Consider the following 20387-nt stretch of genomic DNA (forward strand, 5'->3'; position numbering starts at 1 on the left):
AATGCGTGCCCCGCCAACTTTCATGAGAACAACCATGTCCATACAAGAACAGCAAATCAACCCGCGTGCCAGTTTCAAACAGGAAATGCAGACGCGCCATATTGTCATGTTGGCATTGGGCGGCGTGATTGGTACCGGGCTGTTTCTCACGTCCGGATACACCGTTAACCAGGCCGGTCCGTTAGGTGCGGTCATTGCTTACATCATCGGCGCCCTCATGGTCTACATGGTCATGATGTGCCTGGGCGAGTTGGCGGTGCAGATGCCGGAAACCGGCTCCTTCAGCATCTACGCCACGCGCTTTCTTGGCCCAGGTACCGGCTACACCGTGGCCTGGCTGTATTGGCTGACGTGGACTGTGGCCATCGGCTCGGAATTCACCGCCGCCGGTATTCTTATGGTGCGCTGGTTCCCGGACACGCCGGTGTGGATCTGGAGTGCGCTGTTCGCTGGCGTGGTGTTCCTGACCAACGTGATCTCGGTGCGTTTGTTTGCCGAGACTGAGTTCTGGTTGTCCTTGATCAAAGTAGTGACGGTGGTGGTGTTCCTGATAATCGGCGGCGGGGCGATTCTCGGCCTGTTGCATATCGATCAGGCGCACAGTGCCGGCCTGGGTAACTTCACCCGCGAGGGCTTGTTCCCCACCGGTTTCATGTCGATTGCCATGACCCTGTTGGCGGTGTCCTTCGCCTTCTCCGGTACGGAGTTGATCGGTATCGCTGCCGGTGAAACCAAGGACCCTCAGCGCAATGTGCCGCGGGCCATTCGCACTACCGTGTTGCGTCTGGCGATCTTTTTCGTCGGCACCATTTTCGTCCTGGCGACGCTGTTGCCCCGCGAGCAGGCCGGTTTGGTGGAGAGTCCGTTCGTCACTGTATTTACCTACATCGGCATTCCTTACTCCGCCGACATCATGAACTTCGTGATCATCACGGCGCTGTTGTCTGCGGCCAACTCCGGGTTGTACGCCGCTTCGCGGATGCTCTGGACCTTAAGCGATCAGGGACACCTGCCTAAGCAGTTCTCTAACCTGACCCGCACGGGGACGCCGTTGAATGCCATCGTATTGAGCATGTTCGGCGGCGGTGCCTCGTTGCTCAGTAGTGTGTTTGCCGCTGACACCGTCTATCTGGCGCTGGTGTCGATTTCCGGGCTGGCGGTAGTGGTGGTGTGGATGAGCATCGCCGCGAGCCAGATCGCATTCCGCCGTCACTATGTGGCCAATGGCGGTGATGTCCGCGACCTCAAGTTCCGCGTCCGGGGTTATCCGTGGGTACCTCTGGGAGCGCTGGCCTGCTGCAGCCTGGCCTGCGTCGGGATCGCTTTCGACCCCGAGCAGCGGGTGGCGCTGTACTTCGGTTTGCCATTCATCGCCTGGTGCTACTTCGTGTATTACATTACCCGCAAGAGCCGCGAGCGACGCTTGTCGCTTGCCCCCTTGGCACAACCGTCCGATGCATTCTAGGCAGGGTGGGCAAGCGTGCTCGGTGCGGGGGGCGTCAATGAGGTCCAGACCATGAAGCAAAAGCCGTTACCCCCATTGAACTGGCTGCGGGCATTCGAGGTGTCTGCCCGCTGTCTGAACTTTACCCACGCCGCCGAGGAACTGTTTTTGACCCAGGGCGCGGTCAGCCAGCAGATCCGCCAATTGGAAAGCCATCTGGGGGTGGCGCTGTTCAAGCGCTTGCCCCGTGGCTTGGGGCTGACCGAGGAAGGCCAAGCCTATCTGCCGGTGGTGCAGGATGCGATCACTCGGCTGGCGGTGGGGACCAACGAGATTTTTGGCCAACACAAGCGCCGGCCGATCAAGGTGCGTGGCAGCCTGGCGTTTTTCGTACATTGGCTGGCGCCCAAATTGGTCGACTTTCGTCAGGCTCATCCCCATGTCTACATCCGCTATATCAGCAACATTTGGGTCAAGGAGCTGGATGGCGAAGATGATATGGAAATTCGTTGGGGTCATGGTCAATGGCCCGGCCTGGTCTCGCAACGCCTGACCTGGGACACCTTGTTTCCGGTCTGCTCGCCCGCCCTGATGGCGCGCTCGCCGCTGAAGGTCGCGGCCGACGTGGCTCATCATCCGTTGCTGCACGTTCTGGGTTACGAAGAGGGCTGGGGTTACTGGTTGAACATGGTCGGAGCGGACACCGTCGATTCGTCGACCGGCATGCAGTTCGACACGCTGATCTGCACCTTGCGCATGGCCGAGTTGGGGCAGGGGATTGCCCTGGCCCGCTCCTCGATGGTCGACGAGATGCTCCAGGACGGGCGTCTGGTTGAACCCTTCGCCCAGCGCATCGAAGCCAGCGAATCGTTTTATCTGGTACGCGGTTCGGGGGCCGACCAGCATCCCGACGCGGTCATGTTTTCTACCTGGCTGGTCGAGCAGGCACATCGTTACAAATGAATGGCCGGAGTCAACCATGCACTATGTGAGTACGCGAAGTTCGGCCATGCAGGTCGATTTCGAAAAGGTCGTGTTATCCGGTATTGCCGAGGACGGCGGACTGTTCGTGCCCTTCGAGTTGCCGCTGTTCGAACCCCAGGACATGGCCAATTGGTCGATCTTGCCGTATGACGAACTGGCCTATCGGGTCATGAGTCCGTTTGTGGGTGGGGCCATCCCTGAGGTGGATCTCAAGCGCATGCTCAAAGAGGCGAGCAGCCGCTTCAGTCATCGCTCCGTGGCGCCCTTGCATCAGGTCGACCGCAACGAGTGGGTGCTGGAGCTGTTCCACGGACCTACCCGTTCCTCGAAGGATTTTGCCGCCCAGTTGCAGGCGCAGTTGGTGCAGTATTTTCTGCACAAACGCCAGCGACGCGCGGTGGTGCTCGGGGCTACCAACGGTGATACCGGGCTGGCGGCCATCGAGGCGTTCAAGCACTGTAACGACACCGTCGTGGTGGTGCTCTATCCGGCATCCGGCGTACCACAGAATCAGTTGCAGCATCTGCAGGCGGTGGCTCACCCGAATGTCCATACGTTCGCGGTCAACGGTAGCTTCGATGAGTGCCAGACCATCGTGAACCGGCTGTTCCGGCAGTGGCCATGCACGCAGCACGAGGCAGTCAGTTTCAACTCCAGCAACTGGGTCAGTGTGTTGGCGCAACTGGTGTTTTATTTCCACGCCGTGCTGCAACTGGGAGGCGCTCAGCGTCTGATTGGTTTCAGCGTGCCCGCCGCGAGTTTTGCCGAGGTATATGCCGGTTACATTGCGCAGAAAATGGGCCTGCCGATCACCCAGATGATCGTTGCGACCAATCAGAACGACGCATTGCATCAGTTGTTTCTGAAGAACCACTACTCCAGGTTGCGAACCAACAAGACGTTGTCGCCGGCCATGGACCTGTCGATTTTTTCCAACCTTGAACGTTTCCTCTGGGAGCTCTACGGGCATGACGATCAGGCGGTGAGCGCGCTGATGGCAGCGTTCGAATCCAGCGGCGAGATGACCATCGCCAACGAGTTCTGGTTGCAGGCGCGGATGATCATCGACTCCTACGCGGTCAGCGATGACGAAACCCTGCAGGAAATGACCTCGCTGTACCGTGACACCGGTTACGTCATTGATCCTCACACCGCCACCGGCGTCCTGGCAGCTCGACTGTACCGCCGCAGCCTGGTCGCGCCGATGGTCACCCTGGGGGAAATCTCACCGGCCAAATCTACCGTGCTGCTCGGCGAACTGGGGATCGGTGCGCCGGCGCAACACAGCCCGCTCGCGGAGCAGGGATCGGCACAGCATTACCGGATTCAACCGGACGACCTCGACACCATCCATCAGCTGCTCGGCGCGCTGTGACGGCGTTGCCGCAGGAGGTCAAGTGAAGCGCATTCTGGACCCGCTCGATGAACGTATCATCGCTGAGCTGCGGCTCAATGCCCGGGCGGCCCACGCCGAGCTGGCGACCAAGGTCAATCTGTCGCGCAATGCCGTGCGCCAACGGATCGAACGGCTCGAGCGCGACGGTGCGATACAGGGGTATACGGTGCGAACGGGGGAGGGGCGACAAGCCTCTTCGAGCATCAATGCGGTGATTTTTGTCTATCGCTACGACCGCATGCGCGGCGCGGATGTGCTGCAGGCTTTGCGGGCAATACCGGAAGTCATCGAGTGCGATGTCATGAGCGGCGAGTTCGACCTGATGCTGCGCGTCGGCGCTGCGAGCCCGGAGCGGGTGCATAAGGTCTGGAATGAAATCTCCGCGCTGCCGGGCGTGGAAAACACGGTGACTTCATTCGTTTTATCGTCTGTTGTCTAGCCGGTTTTTTGCTGTGAAAAAGTCAACTTCGGTTGGCTTTTTTTATGCCCGGACGCTTTGCCCAGGCACTGGTCAAAACGCCCATGAAATAGAGCAAATTGGCATATTTCACTGCCCAGGACGTGTCCCTAATCTAGTGCCCAACAACCCATCACCCAGATCAAGGACAATAAAAATGACTGAATACAAACTGGCGCTGGTCGGCTTCGGTGGTGTCAACCGGGCGCTGGCTCAGCTGATTGCAGAGCGTAACGACAGTTGGAAAAACGAACTGGGTTTTACCCTGAAAATCGTCGGCGTCACTGATCTGTTCCTCGGTTCGGTGATCGGTCGCGACGGGTTGGATGCCGCGTTGCTGGCCAATCTTCCAGCGGTCAAGGGCGCTTTCGCGCAACTGCCGGGGGGCGAAGCCGTAGCTCTCAACGAAGCGGTGATCAAGGCGTCCGGTGCGGACATCATTGCCGAAGCGACCTTTACCAACCCGGTGGATGGTGAGCCGGCTACTTCGTTCTGCCGCTGGGCGCTGGAGAACGGCAAACATGTGGTCACCACCAACAAGGGACCGATTGCCCTGCACGGTGGCGAGCTGAAAGACCTGGCCCAGCGCAATAACGTCGCCTTTGAATACGAAGGTTCGGTGATGAGCGGCACACCGGTGATCCGCCTGGCCAGGCAGTTGCTGGCGGGCAGTTCGGTTGTCGGTTTCGAGGGGATTCTCAACGGCACGTCCAACTTCGTCCTGACCCGCATGGAAGGCGGCCTGGGTTTCGCCGAGGCGGTCAGTGAGGCGCAGGCATTGGGGTATGCCGAAGCCGACCCAACGGCGGACGTCGAGGGGCATGATGTACGTCTGAAGGTGGTGATTCTGGCCAACGAGCTGCTGGACGCCAAGCTGAACGTCAACGATGTCAGTTGCAGCGGTATTTCCTCACTTGGCCTTGGCGACATCGAAAAAGCCCGGCAGGACGGAGCACGCTGGAGGCTTATCGGCGCGGCCACGCGTCATGCCGATGGTTCGGTCAGTGCCAGTGTCGAGCCGCGCCTGTTGAACCATGATCATCCGCTGGCCGGTATCTGCGGCGCCACCAATGCCGTGTCGTTCGCCACCGATCTGCTCGGCGCTGTGACGGTTTCGGGGCCGGGAGCTGGGCGCACGGAAACAGCGTTTGCGTTGCTGTCGGACATCATCAGCATCCATCAGTCTGTTGCGCACAACTAGGAGAACGCCTGTGAAACTATCGAGTCTTGCGCTGGCTGCCGTGGCGCCGCACATCGAAGTCTTCAACCCCTTTGACGGGACTGTTATCGGGACCGTAGCGGATGTTTGTGCATCGCAGGTGCCGCAGTTGCTGGTGCAGGGTCGCAGCGGTGCGCAAGCCTGCGCCGAACTACCGCGTCATCGTCGGGCACGCATTCTCGAACAGGCCGCCTTGCACATCGAACGCGATGCCCCGGCATTTGCCCGGCTGATTGTCGACGAAGCCGGCAAGACCCTCAAACAGGCGGAAAAAGAGGTCAAACGCTGCGTCAACACCCTCAAGCTTTCTGCCGAAGAGGCCAGGCGCAATGCCGGGGAAGTGGTGCCTTTCGATGCCTATGAGGGCTCCGAGTCGCGCCAGGGCTGGTTCTCCCGCGAGCCGCTGGGCCTGATCGTCGCGATCACCCCGTACAACGATCCATTGAATCTGGTGGCGCACAAGCTCGGTCCGGCCATTGCCGGCGGCAACGCGGTGATTCTCAAACCGTCTGAGCTGGCGCCGTTGTCGGCCATCAAATTGGTCTCGTGTCTGGTTAAGGCCGGGTTGCCCGAGTCGGTGGTCACCGTCGCCACCGGCGGCGCGGAACTGGGCAAGGCCTTGGTCGCCTCCCGTGAGGTGCGGATGATTTCCTTTACTGGCGGCTTCGTCACCGGCGAGCAGATTGCCCGCACGGCCGGCCTGAAGAAGCTCGCCATGGACTTGGGCGGCAATGCGCCGGTGATCGTCATGGCGGACTGCAACCTTGCGGCCGCCGTCGACAGTTGCCTGTCCGGGGCCTTCTGGGCGGCGGGACAGAACTGCATCGGCACTCAGCGCCTGCTGATCCAGGCGTCGATCTACGCGCGTTTTCGCGAGCACTTCGTCAGCCTGGCGCAGAAACTGGTGACCGGAGACCCATTGCTTGCCAGCACCGACATCGGCCCGATGATTACCCCCCAAGCGGCGCAGAAGGCCGAGCAGGTGGTCAACGAAGCGTTGGAGGAGGGCGCCAGGTTACTTTGCGGCCACCGGCGCGAGGGCTCGTGCTACGCCGCGACAGTGCTGGAAAATGTCGATCATGCCAGTCGCCTGTGGCGCAACGAAGTGTTTGCCCCAGTGGTCGTGTTGCAGCCTTTTGAAACCTTCGATGAGGCCATCTCGTTGGCCAATGAACCCGATTACAGCCTGCACGCGGGTATCTTCACCAATGATCTGGCGACGGCGATGAGTGCGGCGCGGCGGATCGAGGCGGGTGGCGTGATGATCAACGATTCGTCCGACTATCGTTTCGATGCCATGCCGTTTGGCGGCTCCAAGTACGGCAGCCTCGGCCGGGAAGGGGTGCGCTTTGCCTATGAGGAAATGACCCAGCCCAAGGTGGTGTGTCTGAACACCCTGGGTTAAGCGATTCAAGGCAGATTAAATCAGGTCGTTTGGCATTGGGAAGGTCTGGTCACCCGCCCAATGCCTTTTTCTAGCGTTAGCCATGCATTTATTGCCGAGAGTTCAGATCGAATGGCTCGCATGCCTTCAAAGCGCCCACAAAAAAGCCGCGAATAAACGCGGCTTCTTTGATTCCGACAACGCTTACACGTTGAAACGGAAGTGCATCACATCGCCGTCCTTGACGATATATTCCTTACCTTCCAGGCGCCATTTACCGGCTTCCTTGGCACCGGCTTCACCCTTGTACTGGATGAAGTCGTTGTAGGCGATCACTTCGGCGCGGATAAAGCCTTTTTCGAAGTCGGTGTGGATCACGCCGGCGGCCTGTGGCGCGGTGGCGCCGACCTTGACGGTCCAGGCGCGGACTTCTTCGACACCGGCGGTGAAGTAGGTCTGCAGGTTGAGCATTTCGTAACCGGCGCGGATCACGCGATTCAGGCCAGGCTCTTCCAGGCCCAGAGCCTCGAGGAACATGTCTTTTTCTTCGCCGTCATCGAGCTCGGCGATTTCCGCTTCGATCTTGTTGCACACCGGAACCACGATCGCGCCTTCTTCGTCGGCGATGGCCTTGACCACGTCGAGCAGCGGGTTGTTCTCGAAGCCGTCTTCGGCGACGTTGGCGATGTACATCACCGGCTTGGTGGTCAGCAGGTGGAAGCCCTTGACTGCGGCCTTCTCGTCAGCGCCCATGGTCTTCATCAGGCTGCGTGCCGGCTTGCCCAGGGTGAAGTGGGCGATCAGCTGCTCCAGCAGGCCTTTCTGGACCACGGCGTCCTTGTCGCCACCCTTGGCGTTACGCGCGACTTTCTGCAGTTGCTTCTCGCAGCTGTCGAGGTCGGCGAAGATCAGTTCCAGGTCGATGATCTCGATGTCGCGTTTCGGGTCGACGCTGTTGGAGACGTGAATCACGTTCTCGTCTTCAAAGCAGCGGACCACGTGGGCGATGGCATCGGTTTCGCGGATGTTGGCCAGGAACTTGTTGCCCAGGCCTTCACCTTTCGACGCACCGGCCACCAGGCCGGCGATGTCGACGAATTCCATGGTGGTCGGCAGGATGCGCTTGGGGTTGACGATCACGGCCAGGGCGTCCAGGCGTGGGTCCGGCATCGGCACGATACCGCTGTTGGGTTCGATGGTGCAGAAGGGGAAGTTCTCCGCCGCAATACCGGACTTGGTCAGCGCGTTGAACAGGGTGGATTTGCCGACGTTGGGCAGGCCGACGATGCCGCAATTGAATCCCATGGTGTTTCCCCTCGGAAAAGAGTCAGGCCTTCTGGCTGTGCAGGTTTTTCATCGCGCGGTTCCATTCCCCGGCGAGGATATCCGGCAGCACGCCGAGGGCAAAGTCGATGCAGGCATCGAGTTTTTCCTGTTCGGCGCGTGGCGCACGACCCAGGACGAAATTTGAAACCATACTGGCAACGCCTGGGTGGCCAATGCCGAGCCGCAGACGGTAAAAGGTATTCTGATTGCCCAGCTGCGCGATGATGTCGCGCAGGCCATTGTGCCCGCCATGCCCGCCGCCTTGCTTGAGCTTGGCAACGCCGGGAGGCAGGTCCAGTTCGTCATGGGCCACCAGGATTTCTTCGGGTTTGATCCGGAAGAACCCCGCAAGCGCCGCGACAGCCTGGCCGCTGCGGTTCATGTAGGTGGTGGGAATCAACAGACGAACATCCTGACCCTGATGCGAAAAGCGTCCGGTCAGGCCGAAATACTTGCGATCGGCCACCAGGTTTACACCTTGGGCGTGGGCGATGCGCTCAACAAAAAGGGCCCCCGCGTTATGCCGGGTCTGTTCGTATTCTGCGCCTGGATTTCCCAGGCCAACGATCAGTTTAATGGCAGTCACGACAGGGGCCCTTCCTTTGGAGTTGTGGATAACAATGCCGACCTGAGTGCGGCGAAAGTGGACGACAAGGGATCATTTACTCAAGAGTAAACGTCGCGTTATCGCCCGCTTTCTCGCTACGTTTCGGTCCGCGATGTTTCCTCAAGCTCCGGCAATACAGAGTGAATTACTCTGCAGCGCCTTCTTCAGCTTCTGGAGCAACGCGTGGAGCGTGAACGTTGGCAACCGCTTTGTCATCACCGTGAACCAGTGCGACAAACTCAACGCCTTTAGGGGCTTTGAGGTCGGACAGGTGCAGGATTTCGCCGATTTCCAGAGCCGACAGGTCGACTTCGATGAACTCAGGCAGGTCTTTCGGCAGGCAGGTCACTTCGATCTCGGCAACAACGTGCGAAACTTCGCCGCCTTTTTTGATCGGAGCTTCTTCACCAACAAAGTGCACAGGCACGACGGCAGTCAGTTTCTGGCCGGCAACGACGCGAACGAAGTCAGCGTGCAGCACGTGGCCTTTAGCTGGGTGACGTTGCAGGGCCTTGATGATGACGTTCTGCTTGGTGCCGCCGACGTTCAGCGAAATGATGTGGCTGTAGGCCGCATCGTTTTCCAGCAGTTTGGCAACTTCTTTGGCCAGCATGCTGATGGATTCAGGGGCTTTGTCGCCACCGTAAACTACAGCTGGAACCAGGCTTGCGAGACGACGCAGGCGGCGGCTCGCACCTTTCCCCAGGTCGGAACGCACTTCAGCATTCAGAATAAATTCGTTCATGTTGTATCTCCAAAATAACCACATTCGCCCCAGCGTTTGCGACCAGCGCTAAAGGCGATATGGGCAAAAAAGCCCCGCCCCGACAATATGCCGGGGCGGGGCGCTTTTCGTCAGTGAGGTGATCCGAAGGTTTGACCCTTAACGGAACATCGCGCTGATCGATTCTTCGTTGCTGATGCGGCGAACCGCTTCGGCAACTACCGGTGCGATATCCAGTTGGCGGATACGCGGACAGGCTTGAGCTGCAGCGGACAACGGGATGGTGTTGGTCACCACCAGTTCGTCCAGCATTGAGTTCTCGATGTTCTCGATCGCTCGGCCCGACAGCACAGGGTGTGTGCAGTAGGCGAAGACTTTTGCCGCACCGTGCTCTTTCAAGGCTTTCGCCGCGTGGCACAGGGTGCCGGCGGTGTCGACCATGTCATCAACCAGAATACAGGTACGCCCTTCGACATCACCGATGATATGCATCACTTCAGAGTGATTGGCTTTCTCGCGGCGTTTGTCGATGATCCCGAGATCAACGCCCAGGGATTTGGCGACAGCCCGTGCACGCACGACGCCACCAATGTCCGGGGACACGATCATCAGGTTTTCAAAGCGCTGGTCTTCGATGTCATCCACCAATACGGGGGAGCCGTAGATGTTATCTACCGGAATATCGAAGAACCCCTGGATTTGGTCAGCGTGCAGGTCAACCGTGAGAACACGGTCGATGCCTACCACGGTGAGCATGTCAGCCACGACTTTCGCGCTGATAGCTACACGTGCGGAACGCGGACGGCGATCCTGACGGGCATAACCAAAGTAAGGGATTACAGCTGTGATTCGAGTCGCTGAGGAGCGGCGGAAGGCATCAGCCATCACGACGAGTTCCATCAGGTTATCGTTGGTCGGAGCGCAGGTCGGCTGGATAATGAAGACGTCTTTACCGCGGACGTTTTCATTGATCTCGGCGGTAATTTCGCCGTCGGAGAATTTACCGACAGAGATGTCACCGAGAGGGATATGCAGCTGACGAACAACACGTCGAGCCAGATCGGGGTTGGCGTTCCCCGTAAAGACCATCATCTTGGACACGCGCAGTACCTAGAGGCTGAGGGTAACCTGGATGAGTAAAGGAAAATGGCAGGGGCGGCTGGATTCGAACCAACGCATGGCAGGATCAAAACCTGCTGCCTTACCGCTTGGCGACGCCCCTGTATCTGTTGCAACGAGTACCCAGTACTCGGTTCCTTTTAGAGCAGACTTTGCAGCTTGCGATGCAACATCGAAACGTTGCTTCCTTTCGCTACAAACCCTGTAAGGGTCTCTGTAAGAAGGGCCGAGACTTTATCAGCTTCAGCTTTGTTTGGGAAGCCCCCAAACACACAACTTCCAGTGCCGGTTAATTTTGCTTCGGTAAATTTACCTAACAAATTCAAAGCGTTACGTACTTCTGGATAACGCCTTGCTACAACCGGTAAGCAGTCATTTCGACTGTTTCCCTTGGGAACGGGGCGCACTTTAATGGGAGGAGAGTTACGTGTCAACAGTGGATCTGAAAAAATTTCTGCTGTACTTACAGATACTTGCGGGACAAGCACGACATACCAAGGCTCTTCGGGGTTTTCCGGGGTGAGTTTTTCTCCCACGCCCTCGGCAAAAGCCGCGTGCCCATGCACGAAAACCGGGACGTCGGCGCCCAGTGTCAGGCCCAGTGCGGCCAGGCGATCGAGGTCCCAGCCGAGCTTCCACAAGTGGTTCAGGCCCAGCAGTGTGGTCGCGGCATTCGAGCTGCCGCCACCGATGCCGCCGCCCATGGGCAGGATTTTATCGATCCAGATGTCGATGCCCAAGGCGCAACCCGATTGCGCCTGAAGTTTTTTCGCGGCCTTCACGATCAGGTTGCTGTCGTGGGGCACCCCTTCGAATTCGGTGTGCAGTCGGATCACGCCATCGTCGCGCACGGCGAATGTCAGTTCATCGCCGTAGTCGAGAAATTGAAACAGCGTCTGCAACTCGTGGTAGCCGTCTTCGCGGCGTCCCAGGATGTGCAGCATCAGATTGAGTTTGGCCGGGGAGGGCAGGGTCAGTTTCTCTACGGTCACGTTATTGCCCCAGCTTGCGTGGTTGCCAGTCCTTGATCACCAGCGTGATATCAAGGTCGGTGCCGTGCAGTTTGATCCGCTCGGGCAGCCAATAACCGCTCTGTTGCACGTAGCTCAGGTATTCGACCTGCCAGCCGTCCTGCTCCAGGGAAGCCAGGCGGCTGTCGCCATTGAGGCTCAGGCGGCTTTTGCTGTCGGGGGCGGGCAAGCCGCGTACCCACCAGACCAGGTGCGACACCGGCAGTTTCCAGCCGATCTGCTCTTCCAGCAGCGCCTCCGGGGAGACGGCTTCGTAGCGACCCTGGTTGGCCACTTCGAGGCTGACTTGCCCCGGTCGGCCGGTCAGGCGGGCGGCGCCGCGCCCCAATGGGCCGGACAGGCGGATATCGAAGTAGTCCTGGCGTTGCAGCCAGAACAAGGTGCCGCTGCCGGAATCTTTCGGCGCGCGTACCCCGACTTTTCCTTCGATCTGCCAGCCATCGATGCTGCTGAGCTGGGCCTTGTGCTGTTTCCATTGCGCCGGGTTGCCCTGGCCCTCAACGGACTCGCGGGCACCGAAGCCCGCGCAACCGGCGAGCAAGGCGATGAAGCTGAAAACGATAAAGTGGCGCAAGAACATAAACTTAAAGGGTCTCGGAACCGGTCAGGCGCTTGATGGTGCCGCGCAGGATGGGGCTTTCGGGTTGTTCCTTGAGGAACTTCTCCCAGATTTGCCGGGCTTCGCGCTGTTTGCCATTGGCCCAGAGCACTTCGCCCAGGTGGGCGGCAACTTCCTGGTCGGGGAAGCGCTCCAGCGCCTGGCGCAGCAGGCGCTCAGCCTCGTCCAGGTTGCCCAGGCGGTAGTTCACCCAGCCCAGGCTGTCGAGTACGGCCGGGTCTTCCGGGTTGAGCTTGTGGGCCTGTTCGATCAGCACCTTGGCTTCGGCGTAACGCGTGGTGCGGTCGGACAGGGTGTAGCCCAGGGCATTGAGCGCCATGGCGTTGTCCGGGTCGCGCTTGATGATCAGGCGCAGGTCTTTTTCCATCTGCGCCAGGTCATTGCGTTTTTCCGCCTGCATCGCACGGGTGTAGAGCAGGTTCAGGTCGTCGGGGTATTGCAGCAAGGCTTGTTGCAAGACTTTCCAGGCGCGCTCGGCCTGATTGTTGGCCGACAAGGTTTCGGCCTGGATCAGGTACAGCTGGATCGCGTAGTCCGGTTCCGCCTCGCGCGCCGCGACCAGACGTTTTTCCGCCTCGTCGGTGCGCCCGTTGCTCATCAGAATGTCGGCCTGGCGCAACTGGGCGGGCAGGTAGTCGTTGCCGGGGCCGACCTTGGCGTATTCGAGCAGGGCGGCCTGGGGATCGTTGTTTTCTTCGGCGATGCGGCCGAGGTTCAGGTGCGCCGAGTCCACATGGCTTTCGCGCTCGATCAACTCTTCCAGATAGCCCTTGGCCTCGTCCCAGGCCTTGGCTTCCAGGCACACCAGCGCCAGGGAGTAGCGCAATTCGTCATCGTCCGGGTATTGCTGGACCAGGTTGGCGAACTGCACTTTGGCGTCCTCCATGCGGTCCTGCTCCACCAGCGTGCGCGCGTAAGTCAGGCGCAGGCGCTTGTCTTCCGGGTACTTCTTGATGCTTTTTTCCAGCAGCGGAATCGCTTCCTTGCCGCGGTTGAGGTTCTGCAACAGGCGTGCGCGCAGCAGGATCGGCGCGATCTCGCCTTCTTCCGGTGGGTTCTGTTCCAGCAGCTTCAGCGCGGCTTCGGCTTCGTCGTCCTGTTGCAGCAGCAAGGCCTTGCCGAACACGAGCTGGCTGTTCTTCGGGTGTTTTTGCAGCAGGCGGTCGAAACTCTTCATCAGCCCGTTGCGCGTGTCCTGGTCGGTATCGGCCGCCGACAGCGCAAGAAAGTCGAAATGCGTGTCGCCCTTGCCCTGCAGGACTTTCTCCATATAGGTCATGGAGTCGTCGTAGCGCCCCGAGCGCGCCAATTGAATGGCTGCCGCCCGTTGTGCCTCCAGGTCGTCCGGCGCGTTTTTCGCCCAGATCAGCGAGGTGTCCAGCGCAGCCTGGTCGGCCCCCAGGTACTCGGCGATGCGAAACGCCCGCTCCGAGATGCCCGGATCTTGCGTATTGATGGCCTGGGTCACGTAATTATCCAGCGCAATATCGAAACGATTGCGCTGGCCGGCCAGTTCTGCGGTCAGCAGGCTGTACACCGTATCTTCAGTGAACGAGGAGTAAACCTTGGGCTTTTCAGGGGCTGGGGTGCTCTCTTCCACCGGCGGTGTACCGTCGGTCGACACGGGGGCCATGGCCTGGCAGCCGTTGAGGAAGACAAAAGCGAGGAGCAACGCGGAGGATCTATTCATATAGGAAGAGGACGACTAACCTGCGGTCGGATCATCATGACACAAGCCTTCGGCCAAACATAACCGAGTCTCAGTGGATGCCTTTATAGGCACAACGCATAGGGACAATAGACGACGGTGGTTGTTCTGAATCTATCGAAGTAGGACAATTGTCGGCTTCCCGACATCATCAGCGATATTGAATGGCCTTCCTCGCACTCGGTATTAACCACAAGACTGCCTCCGTAGACGTGCGCGAGCGCGTGGCGTTTACGCCTGAGCAGTTGGTTGAGGCCTTGCAGCAGCTCTGCCGACTCACCGACAGCCGCGAAGCTGCGATCCTTTCCACCTGCAATCGCAGCGAGCTTTATATAGAGCAGGAGCATCTTTCAGCGGATGTCGTGCTGCGCTGGCTGGCCGATTACCACCATTTGGACTTCAATGACCTGCGCGCGAGCGCTTATGTGCATGAGGACGATGCGGCAGTTCGTCACATGATGCGTGTGGCGTCCGGTCTCGATTCGCTGGTCCTGGGCGAGCCGCAGATCCTCGGCCAGATGAAATCCGCCTACGCCGTGGCGCGTGAGGCTGGCACCGTGGGGCCGCTGCTGGGGCGCCTGTTCCAGGCCACGTTCAATTCCGCCAAGCAGGTACGCACCGACACCGCCATCGGGGAAAACCCGGTGTCCGTGGCGTTTGCCGCCGTCAGCCTGGCCAAACAGATTTTCAGCGACTTGCAGCGCAGCCAGGCCTTGCTGATCGGTGCCGGCGAGACCATCACCCTGGTCGCCCGTCACCTGCACGACCTCGGCGTGAAGCGTATCGTGGTGGCCAACCGCACCCTGGAGCGTGCCAGCATCCTCGCCGAACAGTTCGGCGCCCACGCCGTGCTGCTGGCCGATATCCCGGCCGAGTTGGTGCGCAGCGACATCGTCATCAGTTCCACCGCCAGCCAGTTGCCGATCCTGGGTAAAGGCGCGGTAGAAAGCGCGCTGAAGCTGCGCAAGCACAAGCCGATCTTCATGGTGGATATTGCCGTTCCCCGGGATATCGAGCCTGAAGTCGGCGAGTTGGACGACGTTTACCTGTATAGCGTCGACGATCTGCACGAAGTGGTCGCCGAAAACCTCAAGAGCCGTCAGGGCGCAGCCCAGGCCGCCGAGGAAATGGTCAGCGTCGGCGCCGAAGACTTCATGGTGCGCCTGCGCGAACTGGCGGCGGTGGACGTGCTCAAGGCGTATCGTCAGCAGGGCGAACGCCTGCGCGACGAGGAGTTGAGCAAGGCCCAGCGCTTATTGGCCAATGGCGGCAACGCCGAAGACGTGCTGATGCAACTGGCCCGCGGCTTGACCAACAAGTTGCTGCACGCTCCCAGCGTACAACTGAAAAAACTCACTGCCGAAGGCCGCCTCGATGCGCTGGCCATGGCGCAGGAACTCTTTGCCCTCGGTGAGGGCGCGTCAGATAGCTCTTCGGATAAAAAACCGTAATGAAAGCGTCACTGCTCAACAAACTGGACGTGCTCCAGGACCGTTTCGAAGAACTGACTGCGTTGCTCGGCGACGGCGAGGTCATCTCCGATCAGGCCAAGTTCCGCGCTTATTCCAAGGAATACGCCGAAGTTGAGCCCATTGTGCTCACCTATCAGAACCTGTTGAAAGTACAGGCCGACCTGGAGGGCGCCCAGGCCCTGCTCAAGGACAGCGACCCGGACATGCGTGAAATGGCCGTGGAAGAAGTCCGTGAAGCCAAAGACAAACTGGCCGAGCTCGAAGGCGACCTGCAACGCATGCTGCTGCCCAAGGACCCCAACGACGGGCGCAACGTCTTCCTCGAAATCCGCGCCGGCACCGGCGGCGACGAGGCGGCGATTTTCTCCGGCGACCTGTTCCGCATGTACTCGCGTTATGCCGAGCGGCGTGGCTGGCGCGTCGAGATCCTGTCCGAGAACGAAGGCGAACACGGCGGCTATAAAGAAGTCATCGCCCGCGTCGAAGGCGACAACGTGTACGGCAAGCTGAAATTCGAGTCCGGCGCGCACCGCGTGCAACGGGTGCCGGCCACCGAATCCCAAGGCCGTATCCACACCTCGGCGTGTACCGTGGCGGTGTTGCCCGAGCCGGACGAGCAGGAAGCCATCGAGATCAACCCGGCGGACCTGCGCGTCGACACCTACCGTTCATCCGGTGCCGGTGGTCAGCACATCAACAAGACCGACTCGGCGATCCGCATCACGCACTTGCCGTCGGGCATCGTGGTTGAATGCCAGGAAGAGCGTTCGCAGCACAAGAACCGGGCGCGGGCCATGTCCTGGCTGTCGGCCAAATTGAATGACCAGCAGACCAGCGCCGCCGCCAACGCGATTGCCAGTGAACGCAAACTGCTGGTCGGCTCGGGCGACCGTTCCGAGCGCATCCGCACCTACAACTTTGCCCAGGGCCGGGTCACCGACCACCGGGTCAACCTCACGCTCTACTCCCTGGACGAGATTCTCGCCGGTGGCATCGACGCGGTGATCGAGCCGTTGCTCGTCGAATACCAGGCCGACCAATTGGCGGCGATAGGTGAATAAATGACCATCATCGCCAGCCTGCTCCGCGCCGCCGACCTGCCCGACTCGCCCACCGCACGCCTGGACGTGGAGCTGTTGCTCGCGGCTGCCCTGGGCAAGTCCCGCAGCTACCTGCACACCTGGCCGGAAAAAATCGTCAGCAGCGAAGCCGCGCTGACCTTCGCCGATTACCTGCAACGCCGCCGCGCCGGTGAGCCGGTGGCCTACATCCTCGGCCAGCAAGGTTTCTGGAAGCTGGACCTGGAAGTCGCGCCCCACACGCTGATCCCGCGCCCGGACACCGAACTGCTGGTCGAGGCGGCCCTGGAATTGTTGCCCGCCACGCCGGCCAAGGTGCTCGACCTCGGCACCGGCAGCGGCGCCATCGCCCTGGCCCTGGCCAGCGAGCGCCCGGCCTGGCACGTCACCGCCGTCGACCGCGTGCTCGAAGCCGTGGCCCTGGCCGAACGCAATCGCCAGCGCCTGAACCTGCACAATGCCACTGTGCTCAACAGTCACTGGTTCAGCGCGTTGCAAGGCCACACCTACGACCTGATCATCAGCAACCCGCCCTACATCGCCGCCAACGATCCGCACCTGGCGGCTGGCGACGTGCGTTTTGAGCCGGCCAGCGCGCTGGTGGCGGGCCATGATGGGTTGGACGACCTGCGGCTGATCATCGCCGAGGCGCCGGCCCACCTCAACGCGGGCGGTTGGTTGTTGCTGGAACACGGTTACGACCAGGCCGCGGCGGTGCGTGACCTGCTGCTGAGTCAGGGCTTTGAAGGCGTCCACAGCCGCATCGACCTCGGCGGCCACGAACGCATCAGCCTGGGGCGCCGGCCATGCTGAGCGACCAGGAGCTGTTGCGCTATAGCCGACAGATTCTGTTGAAACAGGTCGACATCGACGGCCAATTGCGCCTGAAAAACGGTCGCGCCTTGATCGTCGGCCTCGGCGGCCTGGGCGCGCCGGTGGCGCTGTACCTGGCGGCGGCCGGGGTCGGCGAGTTGCATCTGGCGGATTTCGACACCGTCGACCTGACCAATCTGCAACGCCAGATCATCCATGACACGGACAGTGTCGGCCTGAGCAAGGTCGATTCGGCCATCCGACGTCTGACCACGCTCAACCCCGAGGTCAAACTGCTCACCCATCGCACTGCGCTGGATGCCGACTCCCTGGCCGCGGCAGTGGCGGCGGTGGATGTGGTGCTCGATTGCAGCGACAACTTTTCCACCCGCGAAGCGGTCAACGCCGCCTGCGTGGCCGCCGGCAAGCCGTTGGTCAGCGGCGCGGCGATCCGCCTGGACGGGCAGCTCTCGGTATTCGACCCGCGGCGCGCCGACAGCCCGTGCTACCACTGTTTATACGGGCACGGCAGCGACACCGAACTGACCTGCAGCGAAGCCGGCGTGGTCGGCCCGCTGGTCGGTCTGGTCGGCAGCCTGCAGGCCCTGGAAGCGTTGAAGTTGCTCGCCGGTTTCGGTGAGCCCCTGGTCGGACGCTTGTTGCTGATCGATGCCTTGACCACGCGTTTCCGTGAGTTGCGCGTCAAGCGCGATCCCGGTTGCAGTGTGTGTGGGGCGCAGCATGGTTAAGGATGCACCGATCGGTGTGTTCGACTCCGGTATCGGCGGGTTGACGGTGCTCGAGGAAATCCAGCAACTGTTGCCCCATGAGTCGCTGCTGTACGTCGCCGATTGCGGGTACATCCCCTACGGCGAGAAAACGCCGGCCTTTATTTGCGAACGTTTACACCGGGTTGCGGCGTTTTTCCGCGAGCGCGGCGCCAAAGCCTTGGTGATTGCCTGCAACACAGCGACCGTTGCTGCCGTGGCCGACTTGCGCAAGAGCTACCCCGACTGGCCGCTGGTGGGGATGGAACCCGCCGTCAAACCCGCCACCGCTGCGACCCGCAGTGGCGTGGTCGGCGTACTCGCCACCACCGGCACCCTGCAGAGCGCCAAGTTCGCCGCGTTGCTCGACCGTTTCGCCACCGATGTGCGGGTGATCACCCGGCCGTGCCCAGGCCTGGTGGAACTGATTGAAACCGGCGACCTGGGCAGCCCGGCCCTGCGCCAGTTGTTGCAAAGCTATGTCGAACCGTTGCTCAGCGCCGGCTGCGACACCATCATCCTCGGTTGCACCCACTACCCCTTCCTCAAGCCGCTCCTGGCGCAGATGCTGCCCCCCGGCATCAGCCTGATCGACACCGGCGCCGCCGTGGCCCGCCAACTCAAGCGCCTGCTCGGCGAACGCGATCTGCTGGCCGCCGGCACTCCGGGCCCTGCCCAGTTCTGGACCAGCGGCGATGTGTGTCATCTAAGAAATATCCTACCGACACTATGGAAACATCCCGGAGTTGTGAGAAGCTTCGGCTCGTGAAAATTTCGTCAAAATTCGCCGTTAGACGCTGAATTTCTGGCAGTAAGTCGGCTTCTATAAGCGAGATTTCCCTGTGTAAAAACCTATAACTTCGTTCGGAAAGGATGTTTCTTATGAAGCGCTTGTTCTGTTTGGCCGCGATTGCGGCCGTTGTGGTGGGACACTCTTTTTCGGCGCAGGCCGCCGGCCTTGAGTTTGGCCTGGGGGCCACCGGTGATTCGACGCTCACCTATCGATTGGGGCTGACGTCGGATTGGGATAAGAGCTGGATGCAGAGCGACGTCGGTCGCCTGACCGGCTATTGGAGTGGTGCATACACCTATTGGGAAGGTGATCACCGTGCAGGCGCGAGCAGCCTGTCGTTCTCCCCGGTATTTGTGTATGAGTTCGCCGGGGAATCGGTAAAACCTTACATCGAGGCCGGGATCGGGGTGGCGGCATTCTCCCGCACGCGGTTGGAAGACAACAACCTCGGCCAGGCCTTCCAGTTCGAAGACCGCCTGGGCTTCGGTTTGCGCTTTAACGGCGGGCATGAAGTGGGCATTCGTGCCATGCACTACTCCAACGCCGGGCTCAGCGACCATAACGACGGCATCGAAAACTACTCGTTGCACTACACGATGCCGCTGTAACTTCAGAACCCTGCAAAACCCTGCAAAACCTGTGGGAGGGGGCTTGCCCCCGATAGCGCAGTGTCAGTCGCAGAATTTGCCAACTGACCCACTGCTATCGGGGGCAAGCCCCCTCCCACATTGAGATATTCGTCGGCCTGAGATCAGCGGTAAGCGGTCGCGAATCCGTTCGCGTTCGGTGGCATCGAAAACTACTCGTTACCCTGCAAAACCCTGTGGGAGGGGGCTTGCCCCCGATAGCGCAGTGTCAGTCGCAGAATTTGCCAACTGACCCACTGCTATCGGGGGCAAGCCCCCTCCCACATTGAGATATTCGTCGGCCTGAGATCAGCGGTAAGCGGTCGCAATCCCTTCGCGTTTGGTGGCATCGAAAACTACTCGTTACCCTGCAAAACCCTGTGGGAGGGGGCTTGCCCCCGATAGCGCAGTGTCAGTCGCAGAATTTGCCAACTGACCCACTGCTATCGGGGGCAAGCCCCCTCCCACATTGAGATATTCGTCGGCCTGAGATCAGCGGTAAGCGGTCGCAATCCCTTCGCGTTCGGTCAGGCATTCCGGCGCGCCCATCTCGAATTCCCGGCAGATCAGCGGCCGACGCGTATAAATCGTACACATCATCGTGTCCCGGTCCAGCGCTGCGCACCAGCCGTCGTCCAGGCGCAGCATGACTTCGCCGCCCCAATCGTCGGTGTCGATATAGCGCTCGGGCACGCCCGTGTCGGTGATCAGCATGACTTCCAGCTGGCAGCAGCAGGCCGCGCACGTCGAGCAGGTGACGGCGGGGGTGGTGATTTGGGTGTGGGGGATGTTGGTCATAGGCACGCAGTGTAAGGCAAG

20 protein-coding genes and 1 tRNA gene are annotated in these 20387 nt (G+C 60.5%); 12 read left to right on the top strand and 9 right to left on the bottom strand.

Going from position 1 to position 20387, the window contains the following annotated elements; translation table 11 throughout:
• Nucleotides 1–34: 34 nt before the first annotated feature.
• From C8K66_RS15250 to C8K66_RS15275, 6 genes are all read left to right on the top strand, one after another.
• Entirely contained in the window at nt 35–1465 is a 1431-nt protein-coding gene (locus tag C8K66_RS15250) for an amino acid permease (RefSeq protein WP_108525286.1), read from the top strand.
• 51 nt (nt 1466–1516) lie between these two features.
• Complete coding sequence (locus C8K66_RS15255) at nt 1517–2407, top strand: LysR substrate-binding domain-containing protein (RefSeq protein ID WP_046384765.1); 891 nt, start codon at nt 1517–1519, stop codon at nt 2405–2407.
• A 16-nt stretch (nt 2408–2423) separates the two neighbouring features.
• Entirely contained in the window at nt 2424–3803 is a 1380-nt protein-coding gene (gene thrC / locus C8K66_RS15260; RefSeq protein WP_046384764.1) for a threonine synthase, read from the top strand.
• Between the two features lie 22 nt (nt 3804–3825).
• Nucleotides 3826–4263 (top strand): Lrp/AsnC family transcriptional regulator, encoded by a 438-nt coding sequence (locus tag C8K66_RS15265; RefSeq protein ID WP_046384763.1) that lies wholly within the window; start codon nt 3826–3828, stop codon nt 4261–4263.
• Nucleotides 4264–4438: 175 nt separating this feature from the next.
• Nucleotides 4439–5482, top strand: a complete 1044-nt coding sequence (locus C8K66_RS15270; RefSeq protein ID WP_108525288.1) for a homoserine dehydrogenase — start codon at nt 4439–4441, stop codon at nt 5480–5482.
• Between the two features lie 10 nt (nt 5483–5492).
• The gene (locus C8K66_RS15275) at nt 5493–6905 is read left to right on the top strand and encodes an aldehyde dehydrogenase family protein (protein ID WP_046384761.1); all 1413 of its coding nucleotides are present in this window, start codon (nt 5493–5495) and stop codon (nt 6903–6905) included.
• A gap of 183 nt (nt 6906–7088) precedes the next feature.
• On the opposite strand, the gene ychF is transcribed toward C8K66_RS15275, so the two are convergent.
• The 8 genes from ychF to C8K66_RS15315 all read right to left on the bottom strand — a co-directional run bounded on the left by ychF (nt 7089) and on the right by C8K66_RS15315 (nt 14000).
• Nucleotides 7089–8189 (bottom strand): redox-regulated ATPase YchF, encoded by a 1101-nt coding sequence (gene ychF, locus C8K66_RS15280; RefSeq protein ID WP_046384760.1) that lies wholly within the window; start codon nt 8187–8189, stop codon nt 7089–7091.
• A 22-nt stretch (nt 8190–8211) separates the two neighbouring features.
• A complete protein-coding gene (gene pth, locus C8K66_RS15285) occupies nt 8212–8796 on the bottom strand; it encodes an aminoacyl-tRNA hydrolase (protein ID WP_017844407.1) in 585 nt (194 codons plus the stop codon).
• 166 nt (nt 8797–8962) lie between these two features.
• A complete protein-coding gene (locus C8K66_RS15290) occupies nt 8963–9562 on the bottom strand; it encodes a 50S ribosomal protein L25/general stress protein Ctc (RefSeq protein WP_017844406.1) in 600 nt (199 codons plus the stop codon).
• A gap of 138 nt (nt 9563–9700) precedes the next feature.
• Nucleotides 9701–10642, bottom strand: a complete 942-nt coding sequence (locus tag C8K66_RS15295) for a ribose-phosphate pyrophosphokinase (RefSeq protein ID WP_017844405.1) — start codon at nt 10640–10642, stop codon at nt 9701–9703.
• A gap of 46 nt (nt 10643–10688) precedes the next feature.
• A tRNA-Gln gene (locus tag C8K66_RS15300) sits at nt 10689–10763 on the bottom strand.
• 37 nt (nt 10764–10800) lie between these two features.
• Nucleotides 10801–11604, bottom strand: coding sequence for a 4-(cytidine 5'-diphospho)-2-C-methyl-D-erythritol kinase (ispE, locus tag C8K66_RS15305; protein WP_218168556.1), 804 nt, complete (start codon nt 11602–11604; stop codon nt 10801–10803).
• Between the two features lie 49 nt (nt 11605–11653).
• Nucleotides 11654–12271, bottom strand: coding sequence for a lipoprotein insertase outer membrane protein LolB (lolB, locus tag C8K66_RS15310; RefSeq protein WP_017844403.1), 618 nt, complete (start codon nt 12269–12271; stop codon nt 11654–11656).
• A gap of 4 nt (nt 12272–12275) precedes the next feature.
• The gene (locus tag C8K66_RS15315; protein ID WP_108525293.1) at nt 12276–14000 is read right to left on the bottom strand and encodes a tetratricopeptide repeat protein; all 1725 of its coding nucleotides are present in this window, start codon (nt 13998–14000) and stop codon (nt 12276–12278) included.
• Nucleotides 14001–14182: 182 nt separating this feature from the next.
• Here C8K66_RS15315 and hemA point away from each other — a divergent pair, with 182 nt between their 5' ends.
• The 6 genes from hemA to C8K66_RS15345 all read left to right on the top strand — a co-directional run bounded on the left by hemA (nt 14183) and on the right by C8K66_RS15345 (nt 19550).
• Entirely contained in the window at nt 14183–15469 is a 1287-nt protein-coding gene (hemA, locus tag C8K66_RS15320; protein ID WP_017844401.1) for a glutamyl-tRNA reductase, read from the top strand.
• Nucleotides 15469–16551, top strand: coding sequence for a peptide chain release factor 1 (gene prfA, locus C8K66_RS15325; RefSeq protein ID WP_017844400.1), 1083 nt, complete (start codon nt 15469–15471; stop codon nt 16549–16551). Before hemA ends, prfA begins: the two co-directional genes overlap by 1 nt.
• Nucleotides 16552–17382: a peptide chain release factor N(5)-glutamine methyltransferase gene (prmC, locus tag C8K66_RS15330; protein WP_017844399.1), complete on the top strand. Its 831-nt coding sequence runs from the start codon at nt 16552–16554 to the stop codon at nt 17380–17382.
• On the top strand, nt 17376–18131 hold the full coding sequence (locus C8K66_RS15335) for a molybdopterin-synthase adenylyltransferase MoeB (RefSeq protein ID WP_108525295.1): 756 nt from the start codon (nt 17376–17378) through the stop codon (nt 18129–18131). Before prmC ends, C8K66_RS15335 begins: the two co-directional genes overlap by 7 nt.
• The gene (gene murI / locus C8K66_RS15340; RefSeq protein ID WP_046384756.1) at nt 18124–18918 is read left to right on the top strand and encodes a glutamate racemase; all 795 of its coding nucleotides are present in this window, start codon (nt 18124–18126) and stop codon (nt 18916–18918) included. The genes C8K66_RS15335 and murI overlap by 8 nt, the downstream gene beginning before the upstream one ends.
• Before the next feature lie 113 nt (nt 18919–19031).
• Nucleotides 19032–19550 (top strand): acyloxyacyl hydrolase, encoded by a 519-nt coding sequence (locus C8K66_RS15345; RefSeq protein ID WP_046384755.1) that lies wholly within the window; start codon nt 19032–19034, stop codon nt 19548–19550.
• A 510-nt stretch (nt 19551–20060) separates the two neighbouring features.
• On the opposite strand, the gene C8K66_RS15350 is transcribed toward C8K66_RS15345, so the two are convergent.
• Nucleotides 20061–20366 (bottom strand): YkgJ family cysteine cluster protein, encoded by a 306-nt coding sequence (locus C8K66_RS15350; RefSeq protein WP_026139835.1) that lies wholly within the window; start codon nt 20364–20366, stop codon nt 20061–20063.
• Between the last annotated feature and the right edge of the window lie 21 nt (nt 20367–20387).

Source organism: Pseudomonas sp. GV105, from assembly GCF_003058185.1.
Lineage (GTDB): Bacteria > Pseudomonadota > Gammaproteobacteria > Pseudomonadales > Pseudomonadaceae > Aquipseudomonas > Aquipseudomonas veronii.